General features: G+C 69.9%; 22 protein-coding genes. 20 read left to right on the forward strand and 2 right to left on the reverse strand.

Features of this window, described 5'->3' with window-relative positions; genetic code table 11:
* The first annotated feature begins 597 nt into the window (after nt 1–597).
* The 14 genes from AC3FMM_RS00120 (at nt 598) to AC3FMM_RS00185 (ending at nt 14,750) form a co-directional block, all read left to right on the forward strand.
* Nucleotides 598–1,794: a collagen-like triple helix repeat-containing protein gene (locus AC3FMM_RS00120; protein ID WP_488685923.1), complete on the forward strand. Its 1,197-nt coding sequence runs from the start codon at nt 598–600 to the stop codon at nt 1,792–1,794.
* Between the two features lie 362 nt (nt 1,795–2,156).
* Nucleotides 2,157–2,336 carry a Flp family type IVb pilin gene (locus AC3FMM_RS00125; protein ID WP_115682200.1) on the forward strand — a complete coding sequence of 60 codons (180 nt, stop codon included), beginning with the start codon at nt 2,157–2,159 and terminating at the stop codon, nt 2,334–2,336.
* A 30-nt stretch (nt 2,337–2,366) separates the two neighbouring features.
* On the forward strand, nt 2,367–2,840 hold the full coding sequence (locus AC3FMM_RS00130) for an A24 family peptidase (RefSeq protein ID WP_115711961.1): 474 nt from the start codon (nt 2,367–2,369) through the stop codon (nt 2,838–2,840).
* A 72-nt stretch (nt 2,841–2,912) separates the two neighbouring features.
* Nucleotides 2,913–3,389, forward strand: coding sequence for a TadE/TadG family type IV pilus assembly protein (locus AC3FMM_RS00135; RefSeq protein WP_115711963.1), 477 nt, complete (start codon nt 2,913–2,915; stop codon nt 3,387–3,389).
* A gap of 43 nt (nt 3,390–3,432) precedes the next feature.
* On the forward strand, nt 3,433–4,383 hold the full coding sequence (gene cpaB, locus AC3FMM_RS00140) for a Flp pilus assembly protein CpaB (RefSeq protein WP_115711964.1): 951 nt from the start codon (nt 3,433–3,435) through the stop codon (nt 4,381–4,383).
* Between the two features lie 19 nt (nt 4,384–4,402).
* Nucleotides 4,403–5,815: a type II and III secretion system protein family protein gene (locus tag AC3FMM_RS00145; RefSeq protein ID WP_115711966.1), complete on the forward strand. Its 1,413-nt coding sequence runs from the start codon at nt 4,403–4,405 to the stop codon at nt 5,813–5,815.
* A 47-nt stretch (nt 5,816–5,862) separates the two neighbouring features.
* On the forward strand, nt 5,863–7,122 hold the full coding sequence (locus AC3FMM_RS00150) for a CpaE/TadZ family protein (protein ID WP_488685924.1): 1,260 nt from the start codon (nt 5,863–5,865) through the stop codon (nt 7,120–7,122).
* Between the two features lies 1 nt (nt 7,123).
* Nucleotides 7,124–8,440, forward strand: a complete 1,317-nt coding sequence (locus AC3FMM_RS00155) for a TadA family conjugal transfer-associated ATPase (protein ID WP_115682206.1) — start codon at nt 7,124–7,126, stop codon at nt 8,438–8,440.
* On the forward strand, nt 8,433–9,359 hold the full coding sequence (locus AC3FMM_RS00160) for a type II secretion system F family protein (RefSeq protein WP_488685925.1): 927 nt from the start codon (nt 8,433–8,435) through the stop codon (nt 9,357–9,359). Before AC3FMM_RS00155 ends, AC3FMM_RS00160 begins: the two co-directional genes overlap by 8 nt.
* A gap of 22 nt (nt 9,360–9,381) precedes the next feature.
* Nucleotides 9,382–10,458, forward strand: a complete 1,077-nt coding sequence (locus tag AC3FMM_RS00165; protein ID WP_488685926.1) for a type II secretion system F family protein — start codon at nt 9,382–9,384, stop codon at nt 10,456–10,458.
* Entirely contained in the window at nt 10,455–11,300 is an 846-nt protein-coding gene (locus AC3FMM_RS00170; protein WP_115711971.1) for a tetratricopeptide repeat protein, read from the forward strand. The genes AC3FMM_RS00165 and AC3FMM_RS00170 overlap by 4 nt, the downstream gene beginning before the upstream one ends.
* Nucleotides 11,297–11,662, forward strand: coding sequence for a DUF3613 domain-containing protein (locus AC3FMM_RS00175; RefSeq protein ID WP_488685927.1), 366 nt, complete (start codon nt 11,297–11,299; stop codon nt 11,660–11,662). Before AC3FMM_RS00170 ends, AC3FMM_RS00175 begins: the two co-directional genes overlap by 4 nt.
* The gene (locus tag AC3FMM_RS00180) at nt 11,659–13,347 is read left to right on the forward strand and encodes a TadG family pilus assembly protein (protein WP_488685928.1); all 1,689 of its coding nucleotides are present in this window, start codon (nt 11,659–11,661) and stop codon (nt 13,345–13,347) included. Before AC3FMM_RS00175 ends, AC3FMM_RS00180 begins: the two co-directional genes overlap by 4 nt.
* Nucleotides 13,348–13,385: 38 nt before the next feature.
* The gene (locus tag AC3FMM_RS00185) at nt 13,386–14,750 is read left to right on the forward strand and encodes a sigma 54-interacting transcriptional regulator (RefSeq protein ID WP_025582903.1); all 1,365 of its coding nucleotides are present in this window, start codon (nt 13,386–13,388) and stop codon (nt 14,748–14,750) included.
* A gap of 12 nt (nt 14,751–14,762) precedes the next feature.
* Here AC3FMM_RS00185 and AC3FMM_RS00190 read toward each other — a convergent pair whose 3' ends face one another.
* Nucleotides 14,763–15,119, reverse strand: coding sequence for a YgiW/YdeI family stress tolerance OB fold protein (locus AC3FMM_RS00190; protein WP_111521495.1), 357 nt, complete (start codon nt 15,117–15,119; stop codon nt 14,763–14,765).
* A gap of 135 nt (nt 15,120–15,254) precedes the next feature.
* On the opposite strand from AC3FMM_RS00190, the gene AC3FMM_RS00195 reads away from it, so the two are divergent.
* Together AC3FMM_RS00195 and AC3FMM_RS00200 are read left to right on the forward strand one after the other, a co-directional pair.
* Nucleotides 15,255–16,403, forward strand: a complete 1,149-nt coding sequence (locus AC3FMM_RS00195; protein WP_116313325.1) for an exonuclease SbcCD subunit D — start codon at nt 15,255–15,257, stop codon at nt 16,401–16,403.
* A complete protein-coding gene (locus AC3FMM_RS00200) occupies nt 16,400–19,462 on the forward strand; it encodes an AAA family ATPase (RefSeq protein ID WP_488685929.1) in 3,063 nt (1,020 codons plus the stop codon). The genes AC3FMM_RS00195 and AC3FMM_RS00200 overlap by 4 nt, the downstream gene beginning before the upstream one ends.
* Nucleotides 19,463–19,478: 16 nt before the next feature.
* Here AC3FMM_RS00200 and AC3FMM_RS00205 read toward each other — a convergent pair whose 3' ends face one another.
* A complete protein-coding gene (locus tag AC3FMM_RS00205; RefSeq protein WP_116313327.1) occupies nt 19,479–19,721 on the reverse strand; it encodes a hypothetical protein in 243 nt (80 codons plus the stop codon).
* Between the two features lie 525 nt (nt 19,722–20,246).
* On the opposite strand from AC3FMM_RS00205, the gene AC3FMM_RS00210 reads away from it, so the two are divergent.
* From AC3FMM_RS00210 to AC3FMM_RS00225, 4 genes are all read left to right on the forward strand, one after another.
* Nucleotides 20,247–20,909, forward strand: coding sequence for a 3-oxoacid CoA-transferase subunit A (locus AC3FMM_RS00210; protein ID WP_092316195.1), 663 nt, complete (start codon nt 20,247–20,249; stop codon nt 20,907–20,909).
* A 22-nt stretch (nt 20,910–20,931) separates the two neighbouring features.
* Entirely contained in the window at nt 20,932–21,570 is a 639-nt protein-coding gene (locus tag AC3FMM_RS00215) for a 3-oxoacid CoA-transferase subunit B (RefSeq protein ID WP_115682217.1), read from the forward strand.
* 42 nt (nt 21,571–21,612) lie between these two features.
* Nucleotides 21,613–22,815: a 3-oxoadipyl-CoA thiolase gene (pcaF, locus tag AC3FMM_RS00220; protein WP_115682218.1), complete on the forward strand. Its 1,203-nt coding sequence runs from the start codon at nt 21,613–21,615 to the stop codon at nt 22,813–22,815.
* 192 nt (nt 22,816–23,007) lie between these two features.
* Nucleotides 23,008–23,739 (forward strand): SDR family NAD(P)-dependent oxidoreductase, encoded by a 732-nt coding sequence (locus AC3FMM_RS00225; protein WP_326347727.1) that lies wholly within the window; start codon nt 23,008–23,010, stop codon nt 23,737–23,739.
* The last annotated feature ends 165 nt before the right edge of the window (nt 23,740–23,904 follow it).

Raw genomic sequence — 23,904 nt, forward strand, 5'->3', positions numbered from 1 at the left:
GCCAGCCGTTTGGCGCGCTACCGCACAGACCCCGCCGAAGTCGGGTGTGGTACCCGCGAAGCCTTGCGGCATGCGGCCTGCGCGGTGTCCGCGGGAAGCGCCGCGAGGTCCGCCGGCGCGTTGGCATGGAGAGCGTGGCGCGTTACGCGTTACGTAACGTGTGTCGTGCGCGGGGAACAAGGCAGCATCGGCGAAGCGGGCGCGGCCAGCCGCCGCGGGTCCTGCCACGCCGCCGCTGCGTGTTCCCGCGTGCACGGAACACGTTACGTAGCACGTAACGCGTTTCGCCCTGCCGCGGCACCGTCCGCGCGCGCTTCGCCGCCACGTCGGTCCGCCCTGCAGGCCGCGCCGCGCAAGGCATGCAGGCAGTTCGCCGGTCTGTGCGCCAGTCCACCTTGCCGGGCTGGCACGCGCCTTGCCATTCCCGATCCCGACGCGCCGACGATTTCGCGTTCCACCGTGTTGCCATGACTGATGGGGATGGCGGGCAGGTCGAACAAAGCGGGACAACAACGAGCGCTCGTCGGCATTCCATGCGGCGGTTCACAAGAAAAGACGGCCCGGCAGCGCCGTGGCCAACCAGACAGGAGAAGCACAATGAAGACCAAGCATCCCGCACCGCTTTCCATGACCTCGCTGGCCGCGGCCGGCGTCGCCGCCCTTGCCTTGCTGATGTCGGGCTGCTCGTCGAGCGGCGGCGGCAGCGGCGCCAATCCGCAGCCCAGCGGCGGCGGCGCCGATACGCCGGTCACGCCGCCGCCGCCGGCCGGGGCGCAGACCACGCCGACCGCCAAGGCCACCGAAGGCGCGGGCAACACCGTGGTGTCGGCGGGCAATGCCGTCAGCGAGATCGGCAAGTCGATCCAGGACGCGCCGCTGCCGCTGCTGCCTACTGACGCACGCAAGGGCGCCGGTGGGGTGGTGGTCAATGCGGGCGAAGCGGTCGGCGCGCTCGGCGCCGGCGTGCGCGACGGGCTCGGGCAGATGGGCTCGGTCGACAACCCGGTGGGCGTGACGGTGTCCAGCACCGGCAACGTGGTGCGCGAAGTGGGCGACGCCGCGGTCAGCGGCGGCGCGCTGGTGCAGGGCCTGGGCACCGAGAAGCTGGCGCCGCTGGCACCGCTGACCACGCCGGTGGGCGGCCTGGTCAAGAAGGTTGGCACGGCGATGCAGGGCGGCGGCGACAAGCTGCAGACGGTGCTGTCCGATGGCGCCGTCGCGCAGGTCACCAACTCGCTCAGCAAGGTGATCGTGCCGCTGACCAGCAAGGTCACCGACGGTACCCAGACGCTGGGCGCGACCACGCACCTCGGCGGACCGGCCGACGGTCTGCTCTACAAGGTCGGCAATACGGTCGCCACCGGCGGCAGCATGCTCGGCAATACGCAGGCCCCGGTGGTCGCGCCGCTCGGCGGCGTGGTGACTGAGGCCGGCAAGACCGTTGCCGCGGTCGGCGTGCTGGTCAACGGCAACGGCCAGGCCGGCGGCAACCCGCTGGGCGGCTTGTTGAACAACCTGCCGCTGGCCGGCGCCGGCAACGGCCAGGGCAGCGATGGCAGCCACGGCGGCAATGCGCTCGGCGGCCTGCTCGGCAGCCTGCCGCTGGTCAAGCTCGGCAGCGGCGATGGCGGTGCCGGGGGTGGCGGTGCGCTGGGCCCGGTCGGTGCGCTGCTGGCGCCGGTCACGGGTCTTGTCGGCGGCATCAAGAGCGGTGTCGGCGGCAGCGCCGGCGGCGGCTCGGGCGGTGGCGACAGCAAGCCGCAACTGCCGATCCTGGGCGGACTGCTCCACTGAAATGTATCAACCCGCATAGGTGTTTTCACGGTGCGCTGTCGCTCATCACCCCGTCGCAGCGCATCTTTTTATTCCGCCTGGCCACGCGGCTGAAATGCCGGCATGGCCAGGCTGCGGGCCGGTTTGCACCGGCCCGCCTGTTCTTTAACAAGCTGCGAGCCGGCGCGTTTCAAACGCGTGCTTTAACCCCTTCGGGTCATTACTATCACCCGAGGGAGGGGTATGGTTGAGACATACCATGTCTTATAAAAAAAGCTCAGCAAGCGTGAATAGTCGATAAAAGAGCGGGCCACAGAGCACCGTGATAATCGAACGGGGGAAGCGTGATCGCGGCATCAGATCACTCGGGAGTGTCAGAAATCATGAAACGACTCATTGCACGCTTTATTAAAGATGAGCGCGGGGCGACGGCTATTGAATATGGGCTGATCGTGGGGCTCGTCGCTTTAGCTATTACCGTTGGCGCCGGAAAGCTTGGCACTGAGCTCGACGCGAGCTTTGAACGGCTCTCCGTCAAGGTCAAGGGCTGGTTCACGACATAATGAGAAACCGGCTTCTCTAACGAGACTAGCGTGATTGCCGCGCTCCTCTGCGCGGCGACCCTCTACACAGACTTCGCTTACCGGCGGGTTCCGAACCTCCTGCTGGCGATTGCCGTGCTGGCCCTCGGGCTGGCACTGATCGCCGGACAGGCCGCGGAACCGCCGCTGGCCGCGCGCCTGATCGGCGCCGGGCTGGGTCTTGCTGTCACCTTGCCGGTCTACGCCCTCGGGCGCATGGCCGCGGGCGATGTCAAGTTCCTGACGGTGGCGGGGTTGTTCACCGGTCCGCAGGGGCTGGTGGTGGCATGGGTCGTCGGCAGCCTGCTCGGGCTGGTGCACGCGCTGCTGGCGCTGGCACTGGCGCGCCGCACGCCGGCCGCGGATCACGCTTTGCATTCCCAGGACCAGTCCCTTCCAACGGCGCAGTTTTCGCTGGCGCGCGGCATCCCGTATGCGGCGTACCTGGCCGTGGGCGTGCTGGTCTGGATGGCTGCGGGCCAATAGCCGGAATGGCTTGAGGCCAGCAGGCCGCGCCGCCGGTCGGCGCGGCGGAACACCAAGAGACCGGGGTTTCAGATGTTGCTGCACGCAAGGGTCAACAGGAAGATCAGGCGGCGCTCCCAGGGCGCCGGCAGCGCCGCAATCGAGTTTGCGATCGTGGCGCCGGTGCTGATCACCATCGTGATCGGCATCGTGTACTACGGCGTGATGCTGGCGCTGCAGCAGGTGCTGACGCTGGCCGCCGAGGAAGGCGCGCGCGCCGCGCTGCGCTATCCCGCAGGCGTCGCCGGCACCGGCCTCGCGGCCACCCAGCAGGCACGCGTCAATGCCGCGGCCGCGATGGCGCGCGGCACCTTACCCGCATCCCTCCGTGACCTGATCCCGCCCGCCGGCGTCGCCGCGGCCGTGCCCTGCGCGGCCGGCTCGGCCGACGTCTGCGTACAGGTCACGCTGACCCTGACCACCACCAACATCATGCCCGCGGTGCCGATGGTGCCGCTGCCGGCTTCGCTGTCGGGCTCGGCCATGGTCCAGCTCTCTCCCGATATCTGATGCGCATGACGAATCGCCCCATGCCCGAACCCAGGATTTCCGCATGACCAGCAAGCAGATCCGATTATTGGCCGTCGTGCTGCTGGGCCTGGCCTTGCTGCTCGCACTGCTGGCGTGGCAGGTAGGACGCCAGCCAACTCAGCCCGAGGCATCGGCAGGCGCCAGGCCGCTGCATCCGGTGGTAGTCACCACGCGCCCCGCCGAAGCCGGCAAGCCGCTCGATGCCGAGGCGCTCAAGGTGGAGATGCTGCCGATCGATCCCGCCGGCGCCTACCGCGACGTGGCGCGCGTGACCGGGCAGGTGCCGCTGGTGGCGCTGGGCGCCAACGTGCCGGTGCTGGAAAGCCAGCTGCTGTCCGGCCTGGCTGCGCAGGTGCCGGAGGGCGAGCGCGCGGTGGCGGTGTCGGTCGATGAGGTCGTCGGCGTCGGCAACCAGGTGCAGCCGGGCGACTATGTCGATGTGTTCCTGGTGCTGCGGCGCGACCAGCAGGAAATCCCGGACAGCCAGGCGCGCATGCTGCTGTCGCGCCTGCGCGTGCTGGCCTACGGCGTGGCCTCGGTCAACCGGCCGCAGGCGGCCAAGCCGGAACAGATGATGGCACGCCAGGAAGGCGCCAAGACCGCGGTGCTGTCGGTGCCGCTGGAACAGGTCAGCCGGCTGGCGATGGCGCAGCACTCCGGGCGCCTGATGCTGGCGCTGCGCAATCCGCAAGACCCGGCCATGCCGAGCGACGGCATGTACGCCGAACTCCCGCCCGCATTGGCCGCGCGCGCCGGCATTCCCGCCGACGCACCGCGCGCCGCCACCGACAAGGCCACCGCGGGCGTGCTGCTGTCCGGGCTGGCCGCCACCAACGGCGCGCCGGCTGCGCGCGCACCGGCGGCAGCGCCGGCGCCGCGGCCGCTGCAGGTGGCCGCGCCGCCGGCACCGGCACAAGCCAGGGAACGCGCTGGCGTGGAAGTGATCCGCGCCGGCAAGCGCGAGATCGAATAAGAACGTGGGCGCCCATCGCATGCCAATCCAGAACACACCCGCCCATGCCGTGACGCTGCGCCGCCGGCTGATGCAGCTCACGCTTGCCGCCATCATCGCCACCACGGCATGGTGCGCGCTGGCACCGCGCGCGCAGGCGCAGGACGCCGCCACCGCGCGGCCATTGCACCTGATGGCCGGCGCGCAGAAGGAACTGCGCAGCGCACAGCCGGTGGAGCGCGTCGCCGTGGGCAACCCCGCGGTGGCCGATGCGCTGATCCTGCGCACCCGCGGCGCGCCCAGCGTGCTGCTGGTGGCCAAACAGCCTGGCGTGACCGACGTGATGGTGTGGACGCGCGGCAGCGCCGAGCCGCAGAACTACAGCGTGCAGGTCGATGCCATCGCGCCCGATGCCAACGGCGCGCAGCTGGGCTACTCGGCAGCCGGCGCCACCATCACCGGGCAGTCGCCCGACGCCTATGGCGCCGCGCGCGCCCAAGCCGCGGCGCGAGCGGCCACGGCCGGCAAGACCGACGGCAAGCCCGGCCTGGTGGTGGACCGCTCCACCGTGCCGCTGAGCGGCACCGTGCAGGTCGACGTCAAGGTGGTGGAGATCAGCAAGACCGTGCTCAAGGAAGTCGGCATCAACTTCTTCCGCAACAACTCGGGCTTTGCCTTCGGCACGTTCTCGCCGTCGACGCTGAACAAGTTCACCTTCACGCCGGGCAGCGGCGGCGCGCCCGGCAGCTTCACCGCCGATATCGCATCGCCGATGAGCAATGCCTTCAACCTGGTGGCGGCGTCGCTCACGCACGGCATCTTCGCCAACATCAGCCTGCTGGAGGCCAACGGCCTGGCACGCGTGCTGGCAGAGCCCAGCCTGGTGGCGCTGTCGGGGCAGAGCGCCAGCTTCCTGGCCGGCGGCGAGATCCCGATCCCGGTGCCGCAGGCGCTGGGCACCACCACGATCCAGTTCAAGCCGTTCGGCATCGGGCTGACGGTGTCGCCCACGGTGCTGTCGGCCGACCGCATCGCACTGAAGGTGGCGCCCGAGGCCAGCGACCTCGACCCCTCGCGCGGCATCTCGATCAACGGCGCGGTGGTGCCGGCCATCGTCACGCGCCGCGCCGACACCACGGTCGAGCTGGGCGATGGCGAGAGCTTCGTGATCGGCGGGCTGGTCAGCCGCAACACCGTCAGCAACGTCAACAAGGTGCCGGTGCTGGGCGACCTGCCGGTGATCGGCGTGTTCTTCAAGAACCTGAACTTCCATCAGGAAGACCGCGAGCTGATGATCGTCGTCACGCCGCGCCTGGTGAAGCCGATGGCGAAGAATTCGCCGGCGGCGCAGGCCGTCGGTGCCGACGGCCGCACCAGTGCCAGCCCCAATGTGTGGGGCTGGTACATGTTGGGCGAATACGCGGACCCGACTTTGCCGGGTTTCTCGAAATAGCCGCCGGCCATGCCGGCTGGCATGGCCAACAGCTTTGAGGCGGAGAGATGGACTATTTTCTGTTGCACGCAACGCAGGGCGAAGTCAGGGACTGGCTGGGCAAGGTCATCGGCGCGCTGGGCACGCTGGTGGCCGACGGCGGCGCCCACGAAGGCTTTATCGAGCGCGTCTCCGAGCTGCGCCCGGGCCTGGTGTTCCTGCATTTCTCGGCGGAACTCGCGGCGCCGTCGGCGCGGCTGGCCGAGCAGCTGCAGCGGCTCTTCCCCGGCCTGCCGCTGGTGGCCGTGGGCCAGGCCGGCGAGCCCGGCGTGATGCTGGCCGCGCTGCGCGCGGGCGTAAAGGATTTCATCGACCTGCGCGATGCGCCGGCCGAGGCCGAGGCCGTGGTCAAGCGCCTGGCCGTGCCGAGCGAGCAGGTGCGCCCGGCCGAGGCCGCGCGCCAGGGCAAGATCGTGGCGCTGCTGGGCGCGCGCGCCGGCGTGGGCGTGACCAGCCTGGCGGTCAACCTGGCGGCGGCGGCGCGCCGCCACCTGCCGCGCCATGCCAAGACCGATGCCCGCGCCGAAGTGCTGCTGACCGACCTGGGCCTGCCGGCGCGCGACGGTGCGCTCTACCTGAACCTGAGTCCGGGTTTCCATTTCGTCGAGGCGGTGCGCAACCTGCGCCGCTTCGACCAGGTCTTCGTGCAGACCGCGCTGACGCGCCACGCCAACGGCGTGTGCGTGCTGCCGCTGCCGGCCGCGCTGAGCGAGCTGCGTGACATCTCGTACGCCGATGCGATCGGCCTGCTCGAGCGCCTGCGCGCGTTCTTCGACCTGCAGATCGTCGACCTGGGCGGCTTCGGCAATGCCGAGTTCACCGCGCAGATCGTCAAGGCCGCCGACAGCGTGGTGCTGGTGGCGGACCAGAGCGTCGGTGCGATCGTGTCGGCGGCGGAGCTGGTGCATGAACTGCGCGCGCGCGAAGTGGAGCGCGACGACCTGCACCTGCTGGTGTCGCGCTTCGATGCGCGCCTGGGCGTCGATGCCGCGCAGATCGCGCGGCGCGTGGGCGTGGAGTCGGTGGCGACGCTGCCGGACAGCCGCGAGGCGCTGGTGCTGGCGATGAACCGCGGCGCGGTGCTGGCCGATGACGATCCCCACTGTCCCTATGTGCGCGCGCTGGCCGAGCTGCTGGCTCGGCTGGGCTATCGCACTGCCGCCGCCCGGGACACCACGCTGCTGGCGCGGCTCAAGGACAAACTGCCCGGGGCGCTGCGCGCAGCGCTGGTAGCGCGCGGCGCGCGCTCGGCACGCACTGGAAGCTGACATGACCCAAGCGATCGAATTCTCGGACAACACCCCCGCGCCGTTCCCGGTGTCGCAGGAGTTCCACAACATCAAGGAAGCCGCGCACGAGCACCTGCTGACGCGCATCGAAGAGCTGGGTGCCGAGTTCGGCCGCTGGTCGCGCACCGCGATCCAGCGCTTCGTCGACCTGGAGCTGGAGAGCTTTACGCGGCTGCGGCGCATCCCCATCAATGAGGCCGAGCTGCGCCAGATCGCCGAGGCGCTGACCAAGGAGCTGGCCGGCTTTGGCCCGATCGAGGACCTGCTCAACGATCCCGCGGTCGAAGACATCCTGGTCAATGGCCACCTGGACGTGTACGTGTCGCGCCATGGCGTGCTCGAGCGCATCCCGGTGCGCTTTGCCGACAGCGGGCACCTGCTGCGCATCGTGCGCCGCATCCTGGCGCCGATCGGCCGGCGCCTGGACGAATCCAACCCGATGGTCGACGCGCGCCTGCCCGACGGCGGCCGCATCAACGTGGTGATCCCGCCGCTGGCGCTGGAAGGGCCGGTGGTGTCGATCCGCAAGTTCCGCAAGGACCCGATGACGCCGGCCGACCTGCAGGCGCTGGGCACCATGAGCCCCGAGATCTGCGACCTGCTGCAGGCCGCGGTGCAGGCGCGCTGCAATATCCTGGTGAGCGGCGGCACCAGTTCCGGCAAGACCTCGCTGCTCAATGCGCTGGCCACCTTCGTGCCGCCCACCGAACGCGTCATCACCATCGAGGATACCGCCGAGCTGGCGCTGAACCATCCGCATGTGGTGCGGCTGGAAAGCCGGCCCGGCGGCTTCGAGGGCACCGGCGTGGTGTCGATCCGCGACCTGCTGCGCAACAGCCTGCGCATGCGCCCGGACCGCATCATCGTGGGCGAAGTGCGCGGCGGCGAGGTGCTGGAGATGCTGCAGGCCATGAGCACCGGCCACGACGGCTCGATGGGCACCATCCACGCCAGCAGCCCGCGCGAATGCCTGTACCGGCTGGAGATGCTGGCCGGCTTCGCCGGCTTCCAGGGCAGCGAGATGAGCCTGCGGCGCCAGATCGCCAATGCCATCGACTTCATCGTGCAGATCGCGCGGCTGTCCAACGGCAAGCGCCGCATCGTGTCGATCACCGAGGTCACCGGCCTGGGCGACAACATCATCTCGACCCAGGAGCTGTACCGGCATGAGCCGTTCGTGAACCCCGACGGCACCGAGACCGACCGCTGGCTCTCGCTGGGCCTGTTGCCGCACTCGCCCAAGCTCGCACGCATGCGCGGCCCGGGCTTCATGCTGGACGACCGCTTCGATGTCTAGCGCCACGCTGCTGCTCGCCGCGCTCGCGCTGGTCATCACCGGCCTGGGGCTGCTGCTGCTCGCCGGTGCGCAGTCACGCGCGCGCCGCGAACAGCAACAGGCCTTCCTGCAGGCGCAGACCGAGCAGGTGCGGATGCGCTACACGCAGGCGCCAGATCCGTCGCTGCAGCTGCCGGCGCGCGACCTGCGCCGCCGCTGGGACGACTTCCTGCGGCGTGCCGACCTGGCGCCGACCCGCCGCACCGCGCTGCTGTGGCTGTCTCCGCTGGTGCTGTGCACGCTGGCCGGCGCGGTTGCGGGGCTATGGCTGGGCGCGGTGTCGGCGCTGGTCGTGGCGCTCGCGGTGACGGCGTGCGCGGCGTGGCACCGCGTGCGCCGGCTGCACAAGAAGCTGCTGTCGCAGCTGCCCGGTTTCCTGGATGGCGTGGTGCGGCTGATGACCATCGGCAGCAGCGTGCCGGCCGCGTTCCAGAACTCCATCGCCAATACCGAGGCGCCGCTGCGCCAGTGCCTGGTGCAGGCGGTGCACCTGCAGCGCGCCGGCAAGGAGCTGGACCAGGCGGTGCTGCAGGTGGGGCGCGCCTACAAGGTCGAGGAACTGGTGCTGGTGGCTTCGGTGCTGCGCCTGTCGGTGCGCTACGGCGGCCGCGCCGACGTGGTGATGGAGCGCACCGCCACCTTCATGCGCGACCGCGAGCAGGCGCAGCGCGAGCTGATGGCACTGTCGGCCGAGACCCGGCTGTCGGCCTGGGTGCTGGGCCTGTTGCCGCTGGTGGTGGCCGGCGGCCTGTTCACGCTGAACGCGGGCTACATCCTGATGATGTGGAAAGACCCCACCGGCAAGACCATGCTGCTGTCGGCCGCGGCGCTGGAAGTTGCCGGCGCGCTGATGCTGTACCGCCTGGCCAAGTCGATCTGAAGGCAACGATGACATCGCCCCCATGGACCGCCTGACGCTGATCTCGCTGAGCCTGCTGGCCGCCGCATGCGGCCTCGGCGTACTGGCCTTGCCGTTGCTGCGCGACTGGCGCCAGCGCCGGCTGTCGGCCCGCACCATCGACGCCGCGCTGGCGCGCCAGCGCGCAATGGAAGGCGCGCAGAACGCACAGACCGCCCAGGCCGCGCCCGCTACCGCACCGCGTGCGCAGGGCGTGCCCGGCGCCCCGGGTACCGCGGGCGCGCGCGCGGCGGCCCATGCTGCGACCCCTGCGGCAGCGTCCGGCGTCGCCACCGCGCTCGGCGCCCAGCTGGGTGCGCGCGTGGGCGAGCGCTTCGATGCCCACTGGCTGGAATCGCGCCTCGGTCGCGCGGTGGTGACGCCGGAGGACCAGCAGTTGCTGGAGCAATGCGGCTGGTATGGCCTGCAGGCGCGCGTGCTGTTCGGCGTGCTGCGGCTGGGCCTGCCGCTGGCCTTGTCGGTGCTGGCGATGCTGTGGCATCTCGGCGCCAGTGCCTTCATGGTGGTGGCATGGGGCTTCGGCACCTTCGCCGTGGCCTACCTGGCGCCCAAGTGGTACCTGCGCCGGCGCGCCGCCGAGCGCCTGCGCATGGTCGACGACGAGCTGCCGGTGCTGATCGACATGCTGCGGCTGCTGCAGGGCGTGGGTTTGTCGATCGACCAGAGCCTGCAGGTGATCGTGGCCGAGTTCGGCAGCATGCTGCGCGTGCTGGGGCCGGAGCTGGCGCGCGCCAACCAGCAGTTCGCGTCGGGCCGCTCGCGCGAGCAGACCCTGCTGCGCATCGGCCGGCTGTTCGACAGCGAAGACCTGAAGAGCCTGATCACGCTGCTGACGCAGGTCGACAAGCATGGCGGCGCGGTGCAGGAGCCGCTGCGCCAGTTCGGGCTGCGCATGCAGGAGGCGCGCAAGTCGCGCATGAAGGACGAGATCGGCCGCCTCACGGTCAAGATGACCGCGGTGATGGTGGTCAGCCTGTTGCCGGTGCTGCTGATCCTGACCGCGGGCCCTGGCTTTCTCGGGGTGATCCGCATGCTGGCAAACATGGGAGGAACGCGATGATGGGTTTCATGGCGCGCCCGGCCGCGGCGGCGTGTGTGCTGGTGGCCGCGCTGTCCGGCTGCGCCGCCGGCAACAACGGCGCCACGGCCATGCACGAGCAAGCCGAGGCCCAGGTGGAACTGGCCAGGCTGCGCGACAAGACCGCGCGCGCGGAGTACAGCGAACAGGCGGTCTACCTGGGCCTGATCCGCAAGATGCAGCAGGACGGGCTCTACTTTGCCTCGCTCGCGCATATCGAGGTCTATGTGCAGCGCTTCGGCGCCGGCCCGGAGATCCAGGTGATGCGCGCCGATGCGCTGCGCGAAACCGGACAGGACCAGGCTGCCATCGAGGCGTACCAGCAGTTGGCCGCCACCGCCAAGGGGGCGGAGGCCGCGCACGCGCATCACGGGCTCGGACTGCTGGCGGGGCGGCAGGACGACTTTGCGCGCGCAGTGACGGAGTTGCGCGCCGCCGCCGCGCTGGATCCGGTCAACGCGCGCATTGCCAGCGACCTGGGCTATGCGCTGATGCGCGCCGGCGCGCTGCAGGAAGCACGCGTGCCGGTGATGCAGGCGCTGGAGCTGGATGCGCGCAATCCGCGCGTGATCAGCAATGCGGTGGTCTGGCTGATGGCCGATGGCAAGCGCGCCCAGGCCAACGCCATGATGCAGAAGGCCGCGTTGCCCGAGCCCACCCGCGGCGCGATCCGCAAGGAAGCCGACCGCATCGCGCGCGCCGCCGCCGCGCGCGACCGCGCGTCGGCACGCCAGGCGCAGCCCAAGCCGACATCCGCGCCCGCCGCCGTGGCGGTCGTGGCCAAGCCAATCGCCATCGCCGCGCAAGCCGGCGCTACACCATGACAGCCAATCTTCTCGTTGCCATCCAAAAGCGCGCCGCATGCGTGGCGCTCGGCCTGGGGGCGCTGGCCCCGCTGGCGCACGCGCAGGGCGATGCCGCGATGACCGAAGCGGCCGCCGCCGGCATGCCGCCGGCGCGGTCCGCGCAGCGCGAGATCGGCGCCGACACGCGCACGATCCTGGCGATCCAGCGCGAGGGCACGCAGGCCGGGCCGATGTTGCCGATGCACGGCGAACAGGCCGCGCTGGGCTATGAGCGCTACCTGAACAGCTTCCGCTTCGCGCTGCCCGAGTTCTACACCGGCCAGGCCAACGCCAGCACCACGCGCGCCGGCTCGGCCGGGCAGATGCTGGGCGGAAAATGAGCCTGCGCCAGCCGCCGGTGCCCCGCACCCGCCGCGCCGCACGTGGCGCCGTCAGCGTGATGGCGGCGGTGCTGATCGCCACCGTCGCTATCGCCGCGCTGGTGTCGATCGACGTCGGCCATGTGTTCATGCGCCAGCGGCAGCTGCAGAACATGGTGGACCTGGCGGCGATGTCGGCGGCGCAGCAGCTCAAGCGGGCGGACAGCGCGGCCAATCTCAACGCCGCGGTGCTGGGAACGGTCAGCAATATCGGCGCGAAGAACGGCTATCCGTCGGGCATTGCCATGGGCTGCGCGCAGGCTGCCGGGGGTGGCGCGGATGCAATGACAGCCTGTGTCGGCGTATGGGATCCGGCAACCGCCGGCCCGCGGCATTTCAGCGCCGTGTACAACGCCGCCACGGTCTCGCCCAATGCCGTGCGCGTGCAGGCCACGCAGACGGTGCCGATCCTGTTCGTGTTCAGCGGCGGCAGCGGCAGGCAGCTGTTCGCGGAATCGATTGCGAGCGGCAGCCCGCCGGTGGCGGCGTTTTCACTGGGCACGGGTTTGCTGGACGTCTCGACCGCCAACAGCATGCTGAGCGTGCTGCTGGGCAATGCGGTGAACCTGTCGTTGGCGGATTGGCAGGGACTGGTCAATACCACGGTGACGCTGGACCAGCTGCGGCTAGAGGCGGACGTCGGCACCGTGGAACAACTGCTGAATGCGTCGCTGAACCTGCGCGATTTCTATGCGCTGGTGCTCGGCGCGGCCGGGCGCGACACGCTGCTTACCACCATGCTGGGCAGCCCGCCTACCACGCTGGGCGCGAGCGGAGCGGCCGCGTCGGTGTCGCTGGCCAGGCTGCTCGACCTGGGCCTGATGGCACCCGCGGCATCGTCGGCGGTGGAAGTTGGCCTGAATGTCGCGCAGTTGCTGCTCGCCGGCGCGCAGGTCGCGCGCGGCGACACCGCGGTCGCGCTGCCGTTGAACATTCCGAAGCTACCGTTTGGCCTGGGCGGCATCAGCGCCAACCTGCGCGTGATCGAGCCGCCGGTCACGGCGGCCGGTCCGGCGCAGCAGCTGTCCAGCAAGCCCGACACCTGGCAGACCAGCGCCACCTCCTCGCAGCTCAGGCTGACGCTGGCGCTCCAGATCAAGGCCGACATCCTGAAGCCGATTCTGGACGCCAGCCTGAACGTGCCGCTCTACCTCGATGTCGCCGCTGCCACGGCCGACCTCACCCGGCTGCAATGCGCGGCCAATCCCGCGGACCGTCGGGCCACGATGCAAGTGAAGAGCGGCCTGGCCACGGCGTGCCTGACCGACGGCTGCACGGGCGGCGAGGTGGTGCTCGGCAAGGCCGAAGTACTTGGGGTCGGCCTCGCAGACGTGGTCGCCGCCGACGTACCGCGCTACGGCAACACGGTTGGCCAGGAAATTACCCTGGCGCCCGGTGGCCATGCGCAAGCGGGTATGGCAGATCCGTTCGGCGGCTTGTTCTCGCAGGTGCTGTCGCTGAAGGTGCGGACCAAATTGCTGGGATTCATCGGTGTGCCCCTGGATCTGGGCCCGCTGCTGGCGCCGCTGGGGGCCACGCTCGACGCGCTGGTCCCGCCGCTGCTCAACAGCCTGGGCATCCAGCTTGGCAACAGCGACCTCTGGGTCCACAGCATCGATTGCAACAACGCTGAACTGGTGTACTGAGCCATGATCGCGCCAAACCGCCTGATGGCAGAAACAGAATGAAGACAGACCGCTGGGCTTACGAAAACCTTGAAGTCTACGTGTGGGAAGGCAAGTACGAGATTGCCGACCGCGTCACGCGTTTCCTGGCGCCGCTGGGCGTGGACGTGATTCGCGCCGGCGCGCTCGAGGCCTTGCCGGCCGAGCCGCGCCTGAAGCCGTGCATCGCGGTGATCAGCGTGTCGGTGATCGGCGCCGCGCGCTTTTCGCTGGACTGGGAGGCCGCGCATGGCATGCCGGTGATCTGGGTGGCGGGGCCGGGGCGCGAGACCGATCCCGGTCGCTTCCCGCCGGAGTACGCGCATATCCTGGCCGATGACTTTACCGGCGCCGACCTGCGCAGCCAGATCGGCAAGCTGCTGCCGCAGCTGCTCGCCACCGAGGCCACCGGCGAGCGCGAGGCCGACCTGGTGGCCGGCTCGCCGGCGATGCGCCAGCTGCTGCAGCACGTGGAGACCTTTGCCGACTTCGGCAGCAACGTGATGCTGTACGGCGAAACCGGCGCGGGCAAGGAGCGCATCGCGCGCCTGTTCCATGAGCGCAACAGCACCTACGGCAAGGGCCCGTTCGTCGCGGTCAACTGCGGCGCGATTCCCGACGGGCTGTTCGAGTCGCAGTTCTTCGGCCACGCCAAGGGCGCGTTTACCGGGGCATCGTTCGCGCATCGCGGCTACTTCGAGCAGGCCAACGGCGGCACGCTGTTTCTCGACGAGATCGGCGACCTCCCACTGTTCCAGCAGGTCAAGCTGCTGCGCGTGCTGGAAGAGAACGTGATCACCCGGCTGGGCTCGACGCTGGCGGTCAAGCTGGACTTCCGGCTGGTGGCCGCGACCAACAAGGACCTGCGCGACGCCGTGCGGCAGGGGCGCTTCCGCGCCGACCTGTTCTTCCGCCTGGCGGTGATCGAAATGCGCATCCCCAGCCTGGAAGAGCGCGGCCCGGCCGACAAGGTGGCGCTGCTGCAGTCGTTCCTGCGCCATATGCTGGGCGCCTCCGGCTATGACGCCTTGCCGCCGATGCCGGACTGGCTCAAGGGCGCGGTCGGCACCGCCTACTTCACCGGCAACGTGCGCGAACTGCGCAACCTGGCCGAGCGCGTCGGCATCACGGTGCAGCAGACCGGCCATTGGGACGAAGAGCGCATCCGGCCACTGTTCCGCGCGCTGCATCCGGGCGCGTTCGATGGCGGCGAGCGCGCCGACCTGCGCGGCGACATGGAAGAACGCCGCCGCATCCTGGCCGCGCTCGACGCCAACGGCTGGCGGCGGCAGGACACGGCGGCCAGCCTGGGCATCAGCCGGAAGGTGCTTTGGGAAAAAATGCGCAAGTACCAGATCGCCGACAGCGAGGCCGAGCCGGTCTGAGCGTTGCCTGCATCAGGGCAGGCGGATCTCCTTCACGTCGAAGTGCGATTCGCCGATCAGTTCCTTGTCGTATTCGCCGACCAGTTCCACCGTGGTCTGCGCATCCACCGGCTTCTGCGCGGGCCAGGTCCTGGCCTTGATCTTCACCTTGATCTGGCCGGTGCCGTCCGAGAACAGATAGCGCTCGTCGCCGACGCTGCTGACGATCTTGCCGCGCAGCACGGCCTGCTGGTCGTCCTTGCCGTCGGCCTGCAGCGCCTTGACGGTCATCACGGGCACCGTGGAGGGCCCGGTGTACTGGGCGCTGGCGCCAGCTGCGCCCAGGCCCAGCGCCAGTGCGAGGGTGGTGGTGGTCAGGATGCGTTTCATGTGCGTTCTCCGTTGAGAGGGATCGAGGGGCGACTGCGGCCATGATGCGCGAGTCCGCCTGAACCTGTGCTGAACAGGTGGCGGCCTGCGACGCATTATGATGCGGGTTTCGCCGATTCTTCAACGGACCCCGGATTGCGTTTCCTTCACACCGCCGACTGGCATCTCGGCCGCCTCTTCCATGCGCGCAGCCTGCTGGAAGACCAGGCCTATCTCCTCGACCAGTTTGTCGAACTGGTCCGCAACGAGCGCCCGGATGCGGTGCTGATTGCCGGCGACGTCTATGACCGCGCCGTGCCGCCGCCCGAGGCGGTGGCCTTGCTCGACGACGTGCTCGGCCGCATCGTGGTCGATGCCGGCGTGCCGGTAGTGATGATCGCGGGCAACCACGACAGCGCGCAGCGGCTGGAATTCGGCGCGCGCCTGATGCGCGCGCAGGGGCTGCACGTGGCTGGCCGCACGCTGCCCGAGGCCAGTTGCGTGAGCCTGCATGATGCGCACGGCGAAGTCCGCGTCTATGCGCTGCCGTATGCCGAACCCGCCGTGGTGCGCGATGCGACCGGCACCGACATGCCGTCGCACGAAGCCGCCTTGCGCGCGCAGCTCGATGCCATCCGCGCGGTGCATCCGCCGGGCGTGCGCGCGGTGGTGGTGGGCCATGCCTTCGTGGTGGGCGGCGCGGCCAGCGAATCGGAACGGCCGCTGTCGGTGGGCGGCAGCGGTGCCGTGGCGGCGGAACTGTTCGCCGGCTTCGACCTGGTCGCGCTGGGCCACCTGCACCGGCCGCAGACGCTGGGCGGCGGACGCATCCACTATGCAGGCTCGCTGCTGAAATACTCGCTGTCGGAATGCGCGCACCAGAAGTCGGTATCGCGCATCGAACTGGACGCGGACGGGACCGTCGCCATCACGCCGCTGACGCTGCAGCCGCTGCGCGACGTGCGCGTGCTCGAGGGCGAGCTGGCACAGTTGCTGACCGCCGGCACCGACGATCCGCGGCGCGATGACTACATCCATGCGCGCCTGACCGACACCGGCGCGCTGCTGGACCCGATGGCGCGGTTGCGCCAGGTCTATCCCAACGCGCTTGCGATCGAGCGCACCGTGCTGGCGCGCACCGGCATGGCGTCGGAGGCGGGCCGCAAGCTGCGCCAGTTGGGCACCGGCGAGCTGTTCGCCAGTTTCTTCCGCGAGGTGGCCGATGCCGAGCTGGACCCGGACCAGCGTGCCGCGCTCGACCAGGTGCTGGCGGGTATCGCCGCGTCGGAACGGGAGTCGGCATGAGACCGCTGCATCTGACGCTGCAGGCGTTCGGCCCCTTTGCCGCGACCGAGGAGATCGATTTCACGCGGCTGGGCGAGCAGGCCTTCGTGCTGATCCATGGCCCCACCGGTGCGGGCAAGACCACGCTGCTCGATGCCATCTGCTTTGCGCTGTACGGCGACACCTCCGGCGGCGAGCGCAGCGCGCAAGCCATGCGCAGCGCCAATGCGGCAGCGGGCTTGCGCACCGAGGTGACGCTGACCTTCAGCCTGGGCGCGCAGCGCTGGCGCGTGGTGCGCTCGCCCGTGCAGGAGCGGCCCAAACAGCGCGGCGAGGGCTGGGTCACCGAGCCGGCCAGGGCGCAGCTGGACCTGCACGACGGCAATGGCTGGGTCAGCAAGGCCAGCCAGCCTGGCAAGGTCAGCGATGCCGTGCGCGACCTGCTGGGTTTCGACAGCGCGCAGTTCCGCCAGGTCATCGTGCTGCCGCAGGGGCGCTTCCGCGAATTGCTGACCGCCAGTTCGCAGGCGCGGCAGGCCATCCTTGAGCGGCTGTTCCGCACCGAGCTGTACCGCCGCGTGGAAGAGCTGCTGAAGACCGAAGCCGCCGGCATCCGGCGCGACGCCGAGCGCATCACGATCCAGCGCGACGAAGCCTTGCGGCAGGCCGGCGCGGAATCGGCACAGGCGTTGGCGGACAGCATCGCGGCCATGCAGGCCGAGCTGCAGGCGCTGCAAGGCCAGGAGCAAGGCGCACGCGCCGCGCAAGCCGCCGCGCAGGCCGCGCTCGCGGCCGGCGAGCAGGTGTCGGCGCGCCTGCAGGAGCGCCAGCAGGCGCAGGCCGCCCATACCGCGCTGCTGGCGCGGCAGCCCGCCATCGATGAACAGCGTGGCCGCTTGCAGGCGGCGCAGCGTGCCGCGCGTGTGATGCCGGCGGTGGCGGCCGCACAGGCCGCGCAGCGCGATCACGCTGCCGGCGCCGCGGCATTGGCGCAGGCGACCGAGCAAGCGGCCCGCGCCGGGCAACGGGCCACACAGGCCGCCGCGGCCTTGCAGGCGCAAGTGCAGCAGGCCGAAGTCCGCCAGGCCGCGCAGCGCCGCGTTACGCAGCTGGACGCGATGCTGCCGCGCGCGCAGCGGCTGGGGGCGTTGCAGCGCGCCTTGCTCGAGGCCGAAGCCAGGCAGGTCACTGCTACCACCGCACGCGATCGCGCCTTGGGGCAAGTCGAGACATGCCGCGCCGCCGCCGTGACCGCTGAATCGGCATTGGGACAGGCGCAGCTTGCCGCGGCGCAGGCACAGGCGAGCGCCTTGCAGCTGGCCGCGCTGCAGGAGCGCGCGCGGCAATTCGAACGGTACCGGCAGGCGGCGCGTTCGCTGGACGCCGCGAAGGCGCAGGCCGTCGGGCATGCGCAGGCCGAACAGCAGGCGCTGCATCAGCGCGACCGCTGCCGCACCGCGCTGGCCGAAGCTGAAGCCGCGTGGCGCGCCGGCCAGGCCGCGCGCCTGGCGCAGACACTGGCGTCAGGCGATGCCTGCCCGGTGTGCGGCAGCACCGCGCATCCCGAGCCGGCACGGCGCGTAGCGCAGCCGCTGTCCGACCTGGCGCTGGAGGCCGCGCGCCAGGCACTGCTGGAAGCGGAATCCGATGCGGTGCGCTGCGCCGGCCAGCACCAGGCCGCGCAACTGGCGATCGCACAGGCACGCGAGCGGCTGGAAGAACTGGCCGCGGCACTGGGCGATGCCAGCGCGGCAGCGGCCGCCAGCGTCAACGCTGACATCGAAGCGCAGCAAGCGGCGCTGGCGCAGCAGCGGCAGGCTTCGGCAAGCCTGGCGCAACGCGAAGCCGCGATCGCGACGTCGCGCGCGGCGCGCGACAGCGCCGAAGCCGTGCACCGCGATGCCGTGGTTGCTGCCGATGCCGCCGCTCACGCATTGGCGCATTGCCGCGGCGAGTGGCAGGCGGAGAGCGCGCAGATTCCTGAAGATTCGCGCGATCCGGTGGCCCTGGGCGAGGCACTGCGCCAGGCGCAGGCGGCGCTTGCTGGACTGGAGCAGGCGCTGGCCGCGGCGCAGGCGGCAGAGCGCCAGGCTGCCGCGGAAGATGCCGGTGCGCAGGCCGCGCTGGTGTCGGCACGGCAGGCGCACGCGCAGATCACTGAACGGCTGGCCAACGCCGAAGCGGCATTGGCGCAGGCGCTCGCGCAGCACGGCTTTGCCGATGCCCGCGCGCACGCCGACGCCTGCCTGGACGACGACGCGATGCAAGCGCTGGACGCCACGCTGCGCACGTTCGATAGCCAGCTGGCGGCCGCCGCCGACCGGCGCGAGCGCGCGGAAGCTGCCGCGCAAGCGCTCGATGCGCCCGACCTGGACGGCCTGCGCGCGGCACTCGGCGCTGCGGCGGCGACGGTGGAGGACCTGGTGCGGCAGCAGGCTGAACGCGGCCGTTCCCGCGACGCGCTGCTGCAATGCCAGCAGCGGCTGCAGCAGCTGGACCAGGCAGGCCGCGACATCGAAGCCCGCTTTGCCGTGCTGGGCCGGCTGGCCGAAGTGGCCAACGGCAACAACCCGCGCCGCATGACGTTCCAGCGCTTCGTGCTGGCCACGCTGCTCGACGAGGTGCTGGAGGCCGCCTCCACGCGCTTGCTGGCGATGAGCCGCGGCCGCTATGTGCTGCAGCGCGTGCGCGAGCAGGCCGACCAGCGCAGCGCGGGCGGGCTCGATATCGAAGTGTTCGACCACGATACCGGCGCGGCGCGCCCGGCCAATACGCTGTCAGGGGGCGAAGGCTTTCTGGCGTCGTTGTCGCTGGCGCTGGGCCTGGCCGACGTGGTGCAGTCGCGCGCGGGCGGCATCCAGCTCGACACGCTTTTCGTCGACGAAGGCTTCGGCACGCTCGATCCAGAAAGCCTCGACTTTGCCCTGCGCACGCTGCTCGATTTGCAGCAGGCCGGGCGCCTGGTCGGGATCATTTCGCACGTGACGGAGTTGCGCGAGCGCATCGACGTGCGGCTGGAGGTGCGGCCCGGCACGGGCGGCAGCCGCGTGCTGCTGACCGGTGTGCCGGTGGCGGCCTAGACGGGGAAGGGCAGGATCAGGCGACGACGGCCTGGCGGCAGCGAATCGCCATCACCTGTGCTTCAAAGGCGCGGGCGGCCGCACGGGCCAGGCGCGCGCGGCACGATAGCAACGGCGTGGCGGCGCCGGTTGTGACGGGCGCCATCGTGGCTGGCATCGGGTGACGATCCATTGCCCAGGCATTGCGGGTGACATGCAGGATGCGCGCGAGCGCTGCTGCATGGGGCGTGGAAGAAAACGGGATGTTGGCGGTGGCCATGATGACGGGCTCCTCGTTCTTGTGTGTTGCCAGGCGAGGCCGGCTCAGCCGGGTGGTCCGGAGGCTGCTGTGCGGCGCTGCCTTGTTCTGCTTCAACGATAGGCCCGGCTGGCGTTGCGCCCTATCCCGTGCGAGCCGATTGTGATGTCGGCTCAGTCCTACATAGAGGGTGTCTGGATCACCTTGCGCGCTGATCGCACAAACTGGTTGGCCGACCGCCCGGTCGGCTTGACCGTCGCCGAGGGCCAGGTGTAACCTGTTCATTCTGCGAATTCGAGTTCGTATATCGAACATCTCGGTTTGTCCCGGATTTATCCCCGGTCTATCCGTAGGTTCGAGCGACGAGTGCCTGGTCCACTTCGACCGATGCAGAGCACGCGCAGACTGCTGGACTCGTTCACCGGGCGGCCACGCCGCCCGCCGCAACGAACATCCTTCCGGCAGGATTACCGGAGACCGTCTTTCATGCGCCGCGGCTTGCGGCCCGCTCCGGTAGCCTGGCGGATCTTCCGACCTGGAACGCAAGTGATCAACAAGCTATACGACTCGGTGGAAGCGGCGGTTGCCGGCATCCACGACGGCGCCACCATCCTGACCGGCGGCTTCGGCCTGGCAGGCATGCCCGCGGAACTGATCGACGCGCTGATCGCGCAAGGCGCGCGCGACCTCACCATCGTCAACAACAACGCCGGCAACGGCGACACCGGGCTGGCCGCGCTGCTCAAGACCAAGCGCGTGCGCAAGATCATCTGCTCGTTCCCGCGCCAGGCGGATTCCTACGTGTTCGATTCGCTCTACCACGCCGGCGAGATCGAGCTGGAGCTGGTGCCGCAGGGCAACCTGGCCGAGCGCATCCGCGCCGCCGGGGCCGGCATCGGCGGCTTCTTCACCCGCACCGCCTACGGCACGCCGCTGGCCGAAGGCAAGGAAACGCGCATCATCGACGGCCAGGGCTATGTGTTCGAAACCCCGATCCACGCCGACTTCGCACTGATCAAGGCCGATACCGCCGACCGCTGGGGCAACCTGACCTACCGCAAGACCGCGCGCAACTTCGGCCCGATCATGGCGATGGCCGCCAAATGCGCCATCGTGCAGGTCAGCCGCGTGGTCGAGCTGGGCGAGATGGACCCCGAGCACATCGTCACGCCGGGCCTGTTCGTCAAGCGTGTCGTCAAGGTCGCCTGAGCGCGAATACAGGAGAAACAGCATGCAACGCCTGACCCGCGATCAGATGGCCGCCCGCGTGGCCAAAGACATTCCCGACGGTGCCGTGGTCAATCTCGGCATCGGCCTGCCTACCCTGGTCGGCAACCACCTGCCGGCGGACAAGGAAATCCTGCTGCACAGCGAGAACGGCCTGCTCGGCATGGGCCCCGCGCCCGCCGCCGGTGAAGAGGACGGCGACCTGATCAACGCCGGCAAGCAGCCGGTGACGATCAAGCCGGGCGGCTCGTACTTCCACCACGCCGATTCGTTCGCGATGATGCGCGGCGGCCATCTCGACTTCTGCGTGCTGGGCGCGTTCCAGGTGTCGCAGCAGGGCGACCTGGCCAACTGGCACACCGGCGCACCGGGCGCCATCCCCGCCGTGGGCGGCGCGATGGACCTGGCGATCGGCGCCAAGCAGGTGTTCGTGATGATGGAGCACCTGACCAAGCAGGGCGAAAGCAAGATCGTGCCGCAATGCACCTATCCGCTGACCGGCATCGGCTGCGTGACGCGCATCTACACTGACCTTGCCACCATCGACGTGACCCCCGACGGGCTGGTCGCGCGCGACCTGGTGGAAGGCCTGGGCTTTGACGAACTGCAGCGCCTGACCGGCGTGCCCCTGAAGCAGGCCTGAGCGCCCGCATCGATATCCATCACAAAGAGAGAGAGACGCACCATGACCGAAGCCTTTATCTGCGACGCCATCCGCACCCCCATCGGCCGCTACGGCGGCAGCCTGTCCGCGGTGCGCGCGGACGACCTCGGCGCGGTGCCGCTGAAGGCGCTGATGGCCCGCAACGCCAACGTCGACTGGAAGGCCATCGACGACGTGATCTACGGCAATGCCAACCAGGCCGGCGAAGACAACCGCAACGTGGCGCGCATGTCGTCGCTGCTGGCGGGCCTGCCGCAGGACGTGCCGGGTGCCACCATCAACCGCCTGTGCGGGTCCGGCATGGACGCCACCGGCACCGCCGCGCGCGCGATCAAGGCGGGCGAGGCCAACCTGATGATCGCCGGCGGCGTGGAAAGCATGAGCCGCGCCCCGTTCGTGATGGGCAAGGCCACCAGCGCGTTCTCGCGCGATGCGCAGATCTTCGACACCACCATCGGCTGGCGCTTCATCAACCCGGCCATGCGCGCCGCCTACGGCGTGGACTCGATGCCCGAGACCGCCGAGAACGTCGCCACCGACTACAAGATCAGCCGCGAAGACCAGGACCTGATGGCGCTGCGCAGCCAGGAAAAGGCCTCGCGCGCGCAGGCCGACGGCACGCTGGCCCAGGAAATCACCGCGGTCACGATCCCGCAGAAGAAGGGCGATGCCATCGTGGTCGAACGCGACGAACACCCGCGCGCCACCAGCATGGAAGCGCTGGCCAAGCTGCGCGGCGTGGTCCGTCCTGACGGCACGGTGACCGCCGGCAATGCCTCGGGCGTGAACGACGGCGCCTGCGCGATCCTGCTGGCGAGCGAAGCCGGCATCAAGCAACACGGCCTGACCCCGCGTGCGCGCATCGTCGGCATGGCCACCGCCGGCGTGGCGCCGCGCGTGATGGGCATCGGTCCGGCACCGGCCACGCAGAAGCTGATGAAGCAACTGGGCATGACGCTGGACCAGATCGACGTGATCGAACTGAACGAAGCGTTTGCCGCGCAAGGCCTGGCCGTGCTGCGTGAACTGGGCATCGCCGACGACGACCAGCGCGTCAACCCCAACGGCGGCGCGATCGCGCTGGGCCACCCGCTCGGCATGAGCGGCGCGCGCCTGGTCACCACCGCGATGTACCAGCTGCACCGCACCGGCGGCCGCTTCGCGCTGTGCACGATGTGCATCGGCGTGGGCCAGGGTATCGCGATGGTGATCGAGCGCGTTTAAGCGCGGCGGTCAGTTCTACCGCTTGTTGGCTCCCTCTCCCGCTGGCGGGAGAGGGTTGGGGTGAGGGTGGGCGCATCGACGAAGTCAGTCGCGCTGGTATGCAAAGTCCTGCCCTCACCCCCGGCCCCTCTCCCGCATGCGGGAGAGGGGAGCAAGACCGCAGTCCGCAGTCGTTTTGAAAGTGAGTCAAAGATGTCCCTCCCCGTAGCCACCCTCGTCACCGGCGGCAGTTCCGGCATCGGCCGCGCCATCTGTGAAATGCTGCTGGCCGATGGCGTGACCCAGGTGGTCAATGTCGATTACGCCGCGCCGGCGTGGTCGCATCCCAACCTGACCTTCTTCCAGGCCGACCTGACCGATGCCGAGGCGACCCGCGCCGTGGCGGAGCAGGTCACGTCGCGCTTTGCCGTCACGCGCCTGGTGAACAATGCCGGCGCCACCCGCCCCGGCACCGCCGACAGCGCCACCGTTGCCGACCTGGACTACGTCACCGGCCTGCACCTGCAAGCCCCGCTGCTGCTGTTGCAAGCCTGCCTGCCCGCGATGCGTGCCGCGGGTTTCGGCCGCATCGTCAACATGGCCTCGCGCGCCGCGCTGGGCAAGCCGGAGCGCGTGGTGTACTCGGCCACCAAGGCCGGCCTGATCGGCATGACCCGCACGCTGGCGATGGAGCTGGGCGGCGACGGCATTACCGTCAACGCCGTGGCCCCGGGACCGATCGCCACCGAGCTGTTCCGCAAGAGCAATCCCGACGGCGCGGAGCAAACCAGGCGCATCCTTGCCAGCATCACCGTCAAGCGCATGGGCACCCCGGAAGACGTGGCACGCGCCGCGCTGTTCTTCCTGTCGCCCGACAACGGCTTCGTCACCGGCCAGGTGATGTACGTGTGCGGCGGCACCACGCTGGGCGTTGCGCCGGTGTAAGGACCGGCGCGCCTGCGCGACTCAAGCATTCAACAAGAAGAGACGTTAACCAAGCGTCACGCATGGCGGCCCATAAGCGGGCCGCCCACCGGCAGCGCGCGTGTGCGCGCTCCGTTCGGGAACGGCAATCACGCCATTCAGCACAACCTCCCGCGGTACCGATCA

The sequence above is a fragment of the Cupriavidus sp. 207A1 genome (assembly GCF_057798955.1).

What these genes read in the sequence shown, in the direction of transcription:
- cpaB (WP_115711964.1), top strand. Translation starts at nt 3,433, where the DNA reads ATGACCAGCAAGCAGATCCGATTATTGGCCGTCGTGCTGCTGGGCCTG.
- pcaF (WP_115682218.1), top strand. Translation starts at nt 21,613, where the DNA reads ATGACCGAAGCCTTTATCTGCGACGCCATCCGCACCCCCATCGGCCGC.
- AC3FMM_RS00165 (WP_488685926.1), top strand. Translation starts at nt 9,382, where the DNA reads ATGGACCGCCTGACGCTGATCTCGCTGAGCCTGCTGGCCGCCGCATGC.
- AC3FMM_RS00170 (WP_115711971.1), top strand. Translation starts at nt 10,455, where the DNA reads ATGATGGGTTTCATGGCGCGCCCGGCCGCGGCGGCGTGTGTGCTGGTG.
- AC3FMM_RS00125 (WP_115682200.1), top strand. Translation starts at nt 2,157, where the DNA reads ATGAAACGACTCATTGCACGCTTTATTAAAGATGAGCGCGGGGCGACG.
- AC3FMM_RS00145 (WP_115711966.1), top strand. Translation starts at nt 4,403, where the DNA reads ATGCCAATCCAGAACACACCCGCCCATGCCGTGACGCTGCGCCGCCGG.
- AC3FMM_RS00205 (WP_116313327.1), bottom strand. Translation starts at nt 19,721, where the DNA reads ATGGCCACCGCCAACATCCCGTTTTCTTCCACGCCCCATGCAGCAGCG.
- AC3FMM_RS00175 (WP_488685927.1), top strand. Translation starts at nt 11,297, where the DNA reads ATGACAGCCAATCTTCTCGTTGCCATCCAAAAGCGCGCCGCATGCGTG.
- AC3FMM_RS00225 (WP_326347727.1), top strand. Translation starts at nt 23,008, where the DNA reads ATGTCCCTCCCCGTAGCCACCCTCGTCACCGGCGGCAGTTCCGGCATC.
- AC3FMM_RS00190 (WP_111521495.1), bottom strand. Translation starts at nt 15,119, where the DNA reads ATGAAACGCATCCTGACCACCACCACCCTCGCACTGGCGCTGGGCCTG.
- AC3FMM_RS00155 (WP_115682206.1), top strand. Translation starts at nt 7,124, where the DNA reads ATGACCCAAGCGATCGAATTCTCGGACAACACCCCCGCGCCGTTCCCG.
- AC3FMM_RS00160 (WP_488685925.1), top strand. Translation starts at nt 8,433, where the DNA reads ATGTCTAGCGCCACGCTGCTGCTCGCCGCGCTCGCGCTGGTCATCACC.
- AC3FMM_RS00135 (WP_115711963.1), top strand. Translation starts at nt 2,913, where the DNA reads ATGTTGCTGCACGCAAGGGTCAACAGGAAGATCAGGCGGCGCTCCCAG.
- AC3FMM_RS00120 (WP_488685923.1), top strand. Translation starts at nt 598, where the DNA reads ATGAAGACCAAGCATCCCGCACCGCTTTCCATGACCTCGCTGGCCGCG.
- AC3FMM_RS00215 (WP_115682217.1), top strand. Translation starts at nt 20,932, where the DNA reads ATGCAACGCCTGACCCGCGATCAGATGGCCGCCCGCGTGGCCAAAGAC.
- AC3FMM_RS00180 (WP_488685928.1), top strand. Translation starts at nt 11,659, where the DNA reads ATGAGCCTGCGCCAGCCGCCGGTGCCCCGCACCCGCCGCGCCGCACGT.
- AC3FMM_RS00185 (WP_025582903.1), top strand. Translation starts at nt 13,386, where the DNA reads ATGAAGACAGACCGCTGGGCTTACGAAAACCTTGAAGTCTACGTGTGG.
- AC3FMM_RS00150 (WP_488685924.1), top strand. Translation starts at nt 5,863, where the DNA reads ATGGACTATTTTCTGTTGCACGCAACGCAGGGCGAAGTCAGGGACTGG.
- AC3FMM_RS00200 (WP_488685929.1), top strand. Translation starts at nt 16,400, where the DNA reads ATGAGACCGCTGCATCTGACGCTGCAGGCGTTCGGCCCCTTTGCCGCG.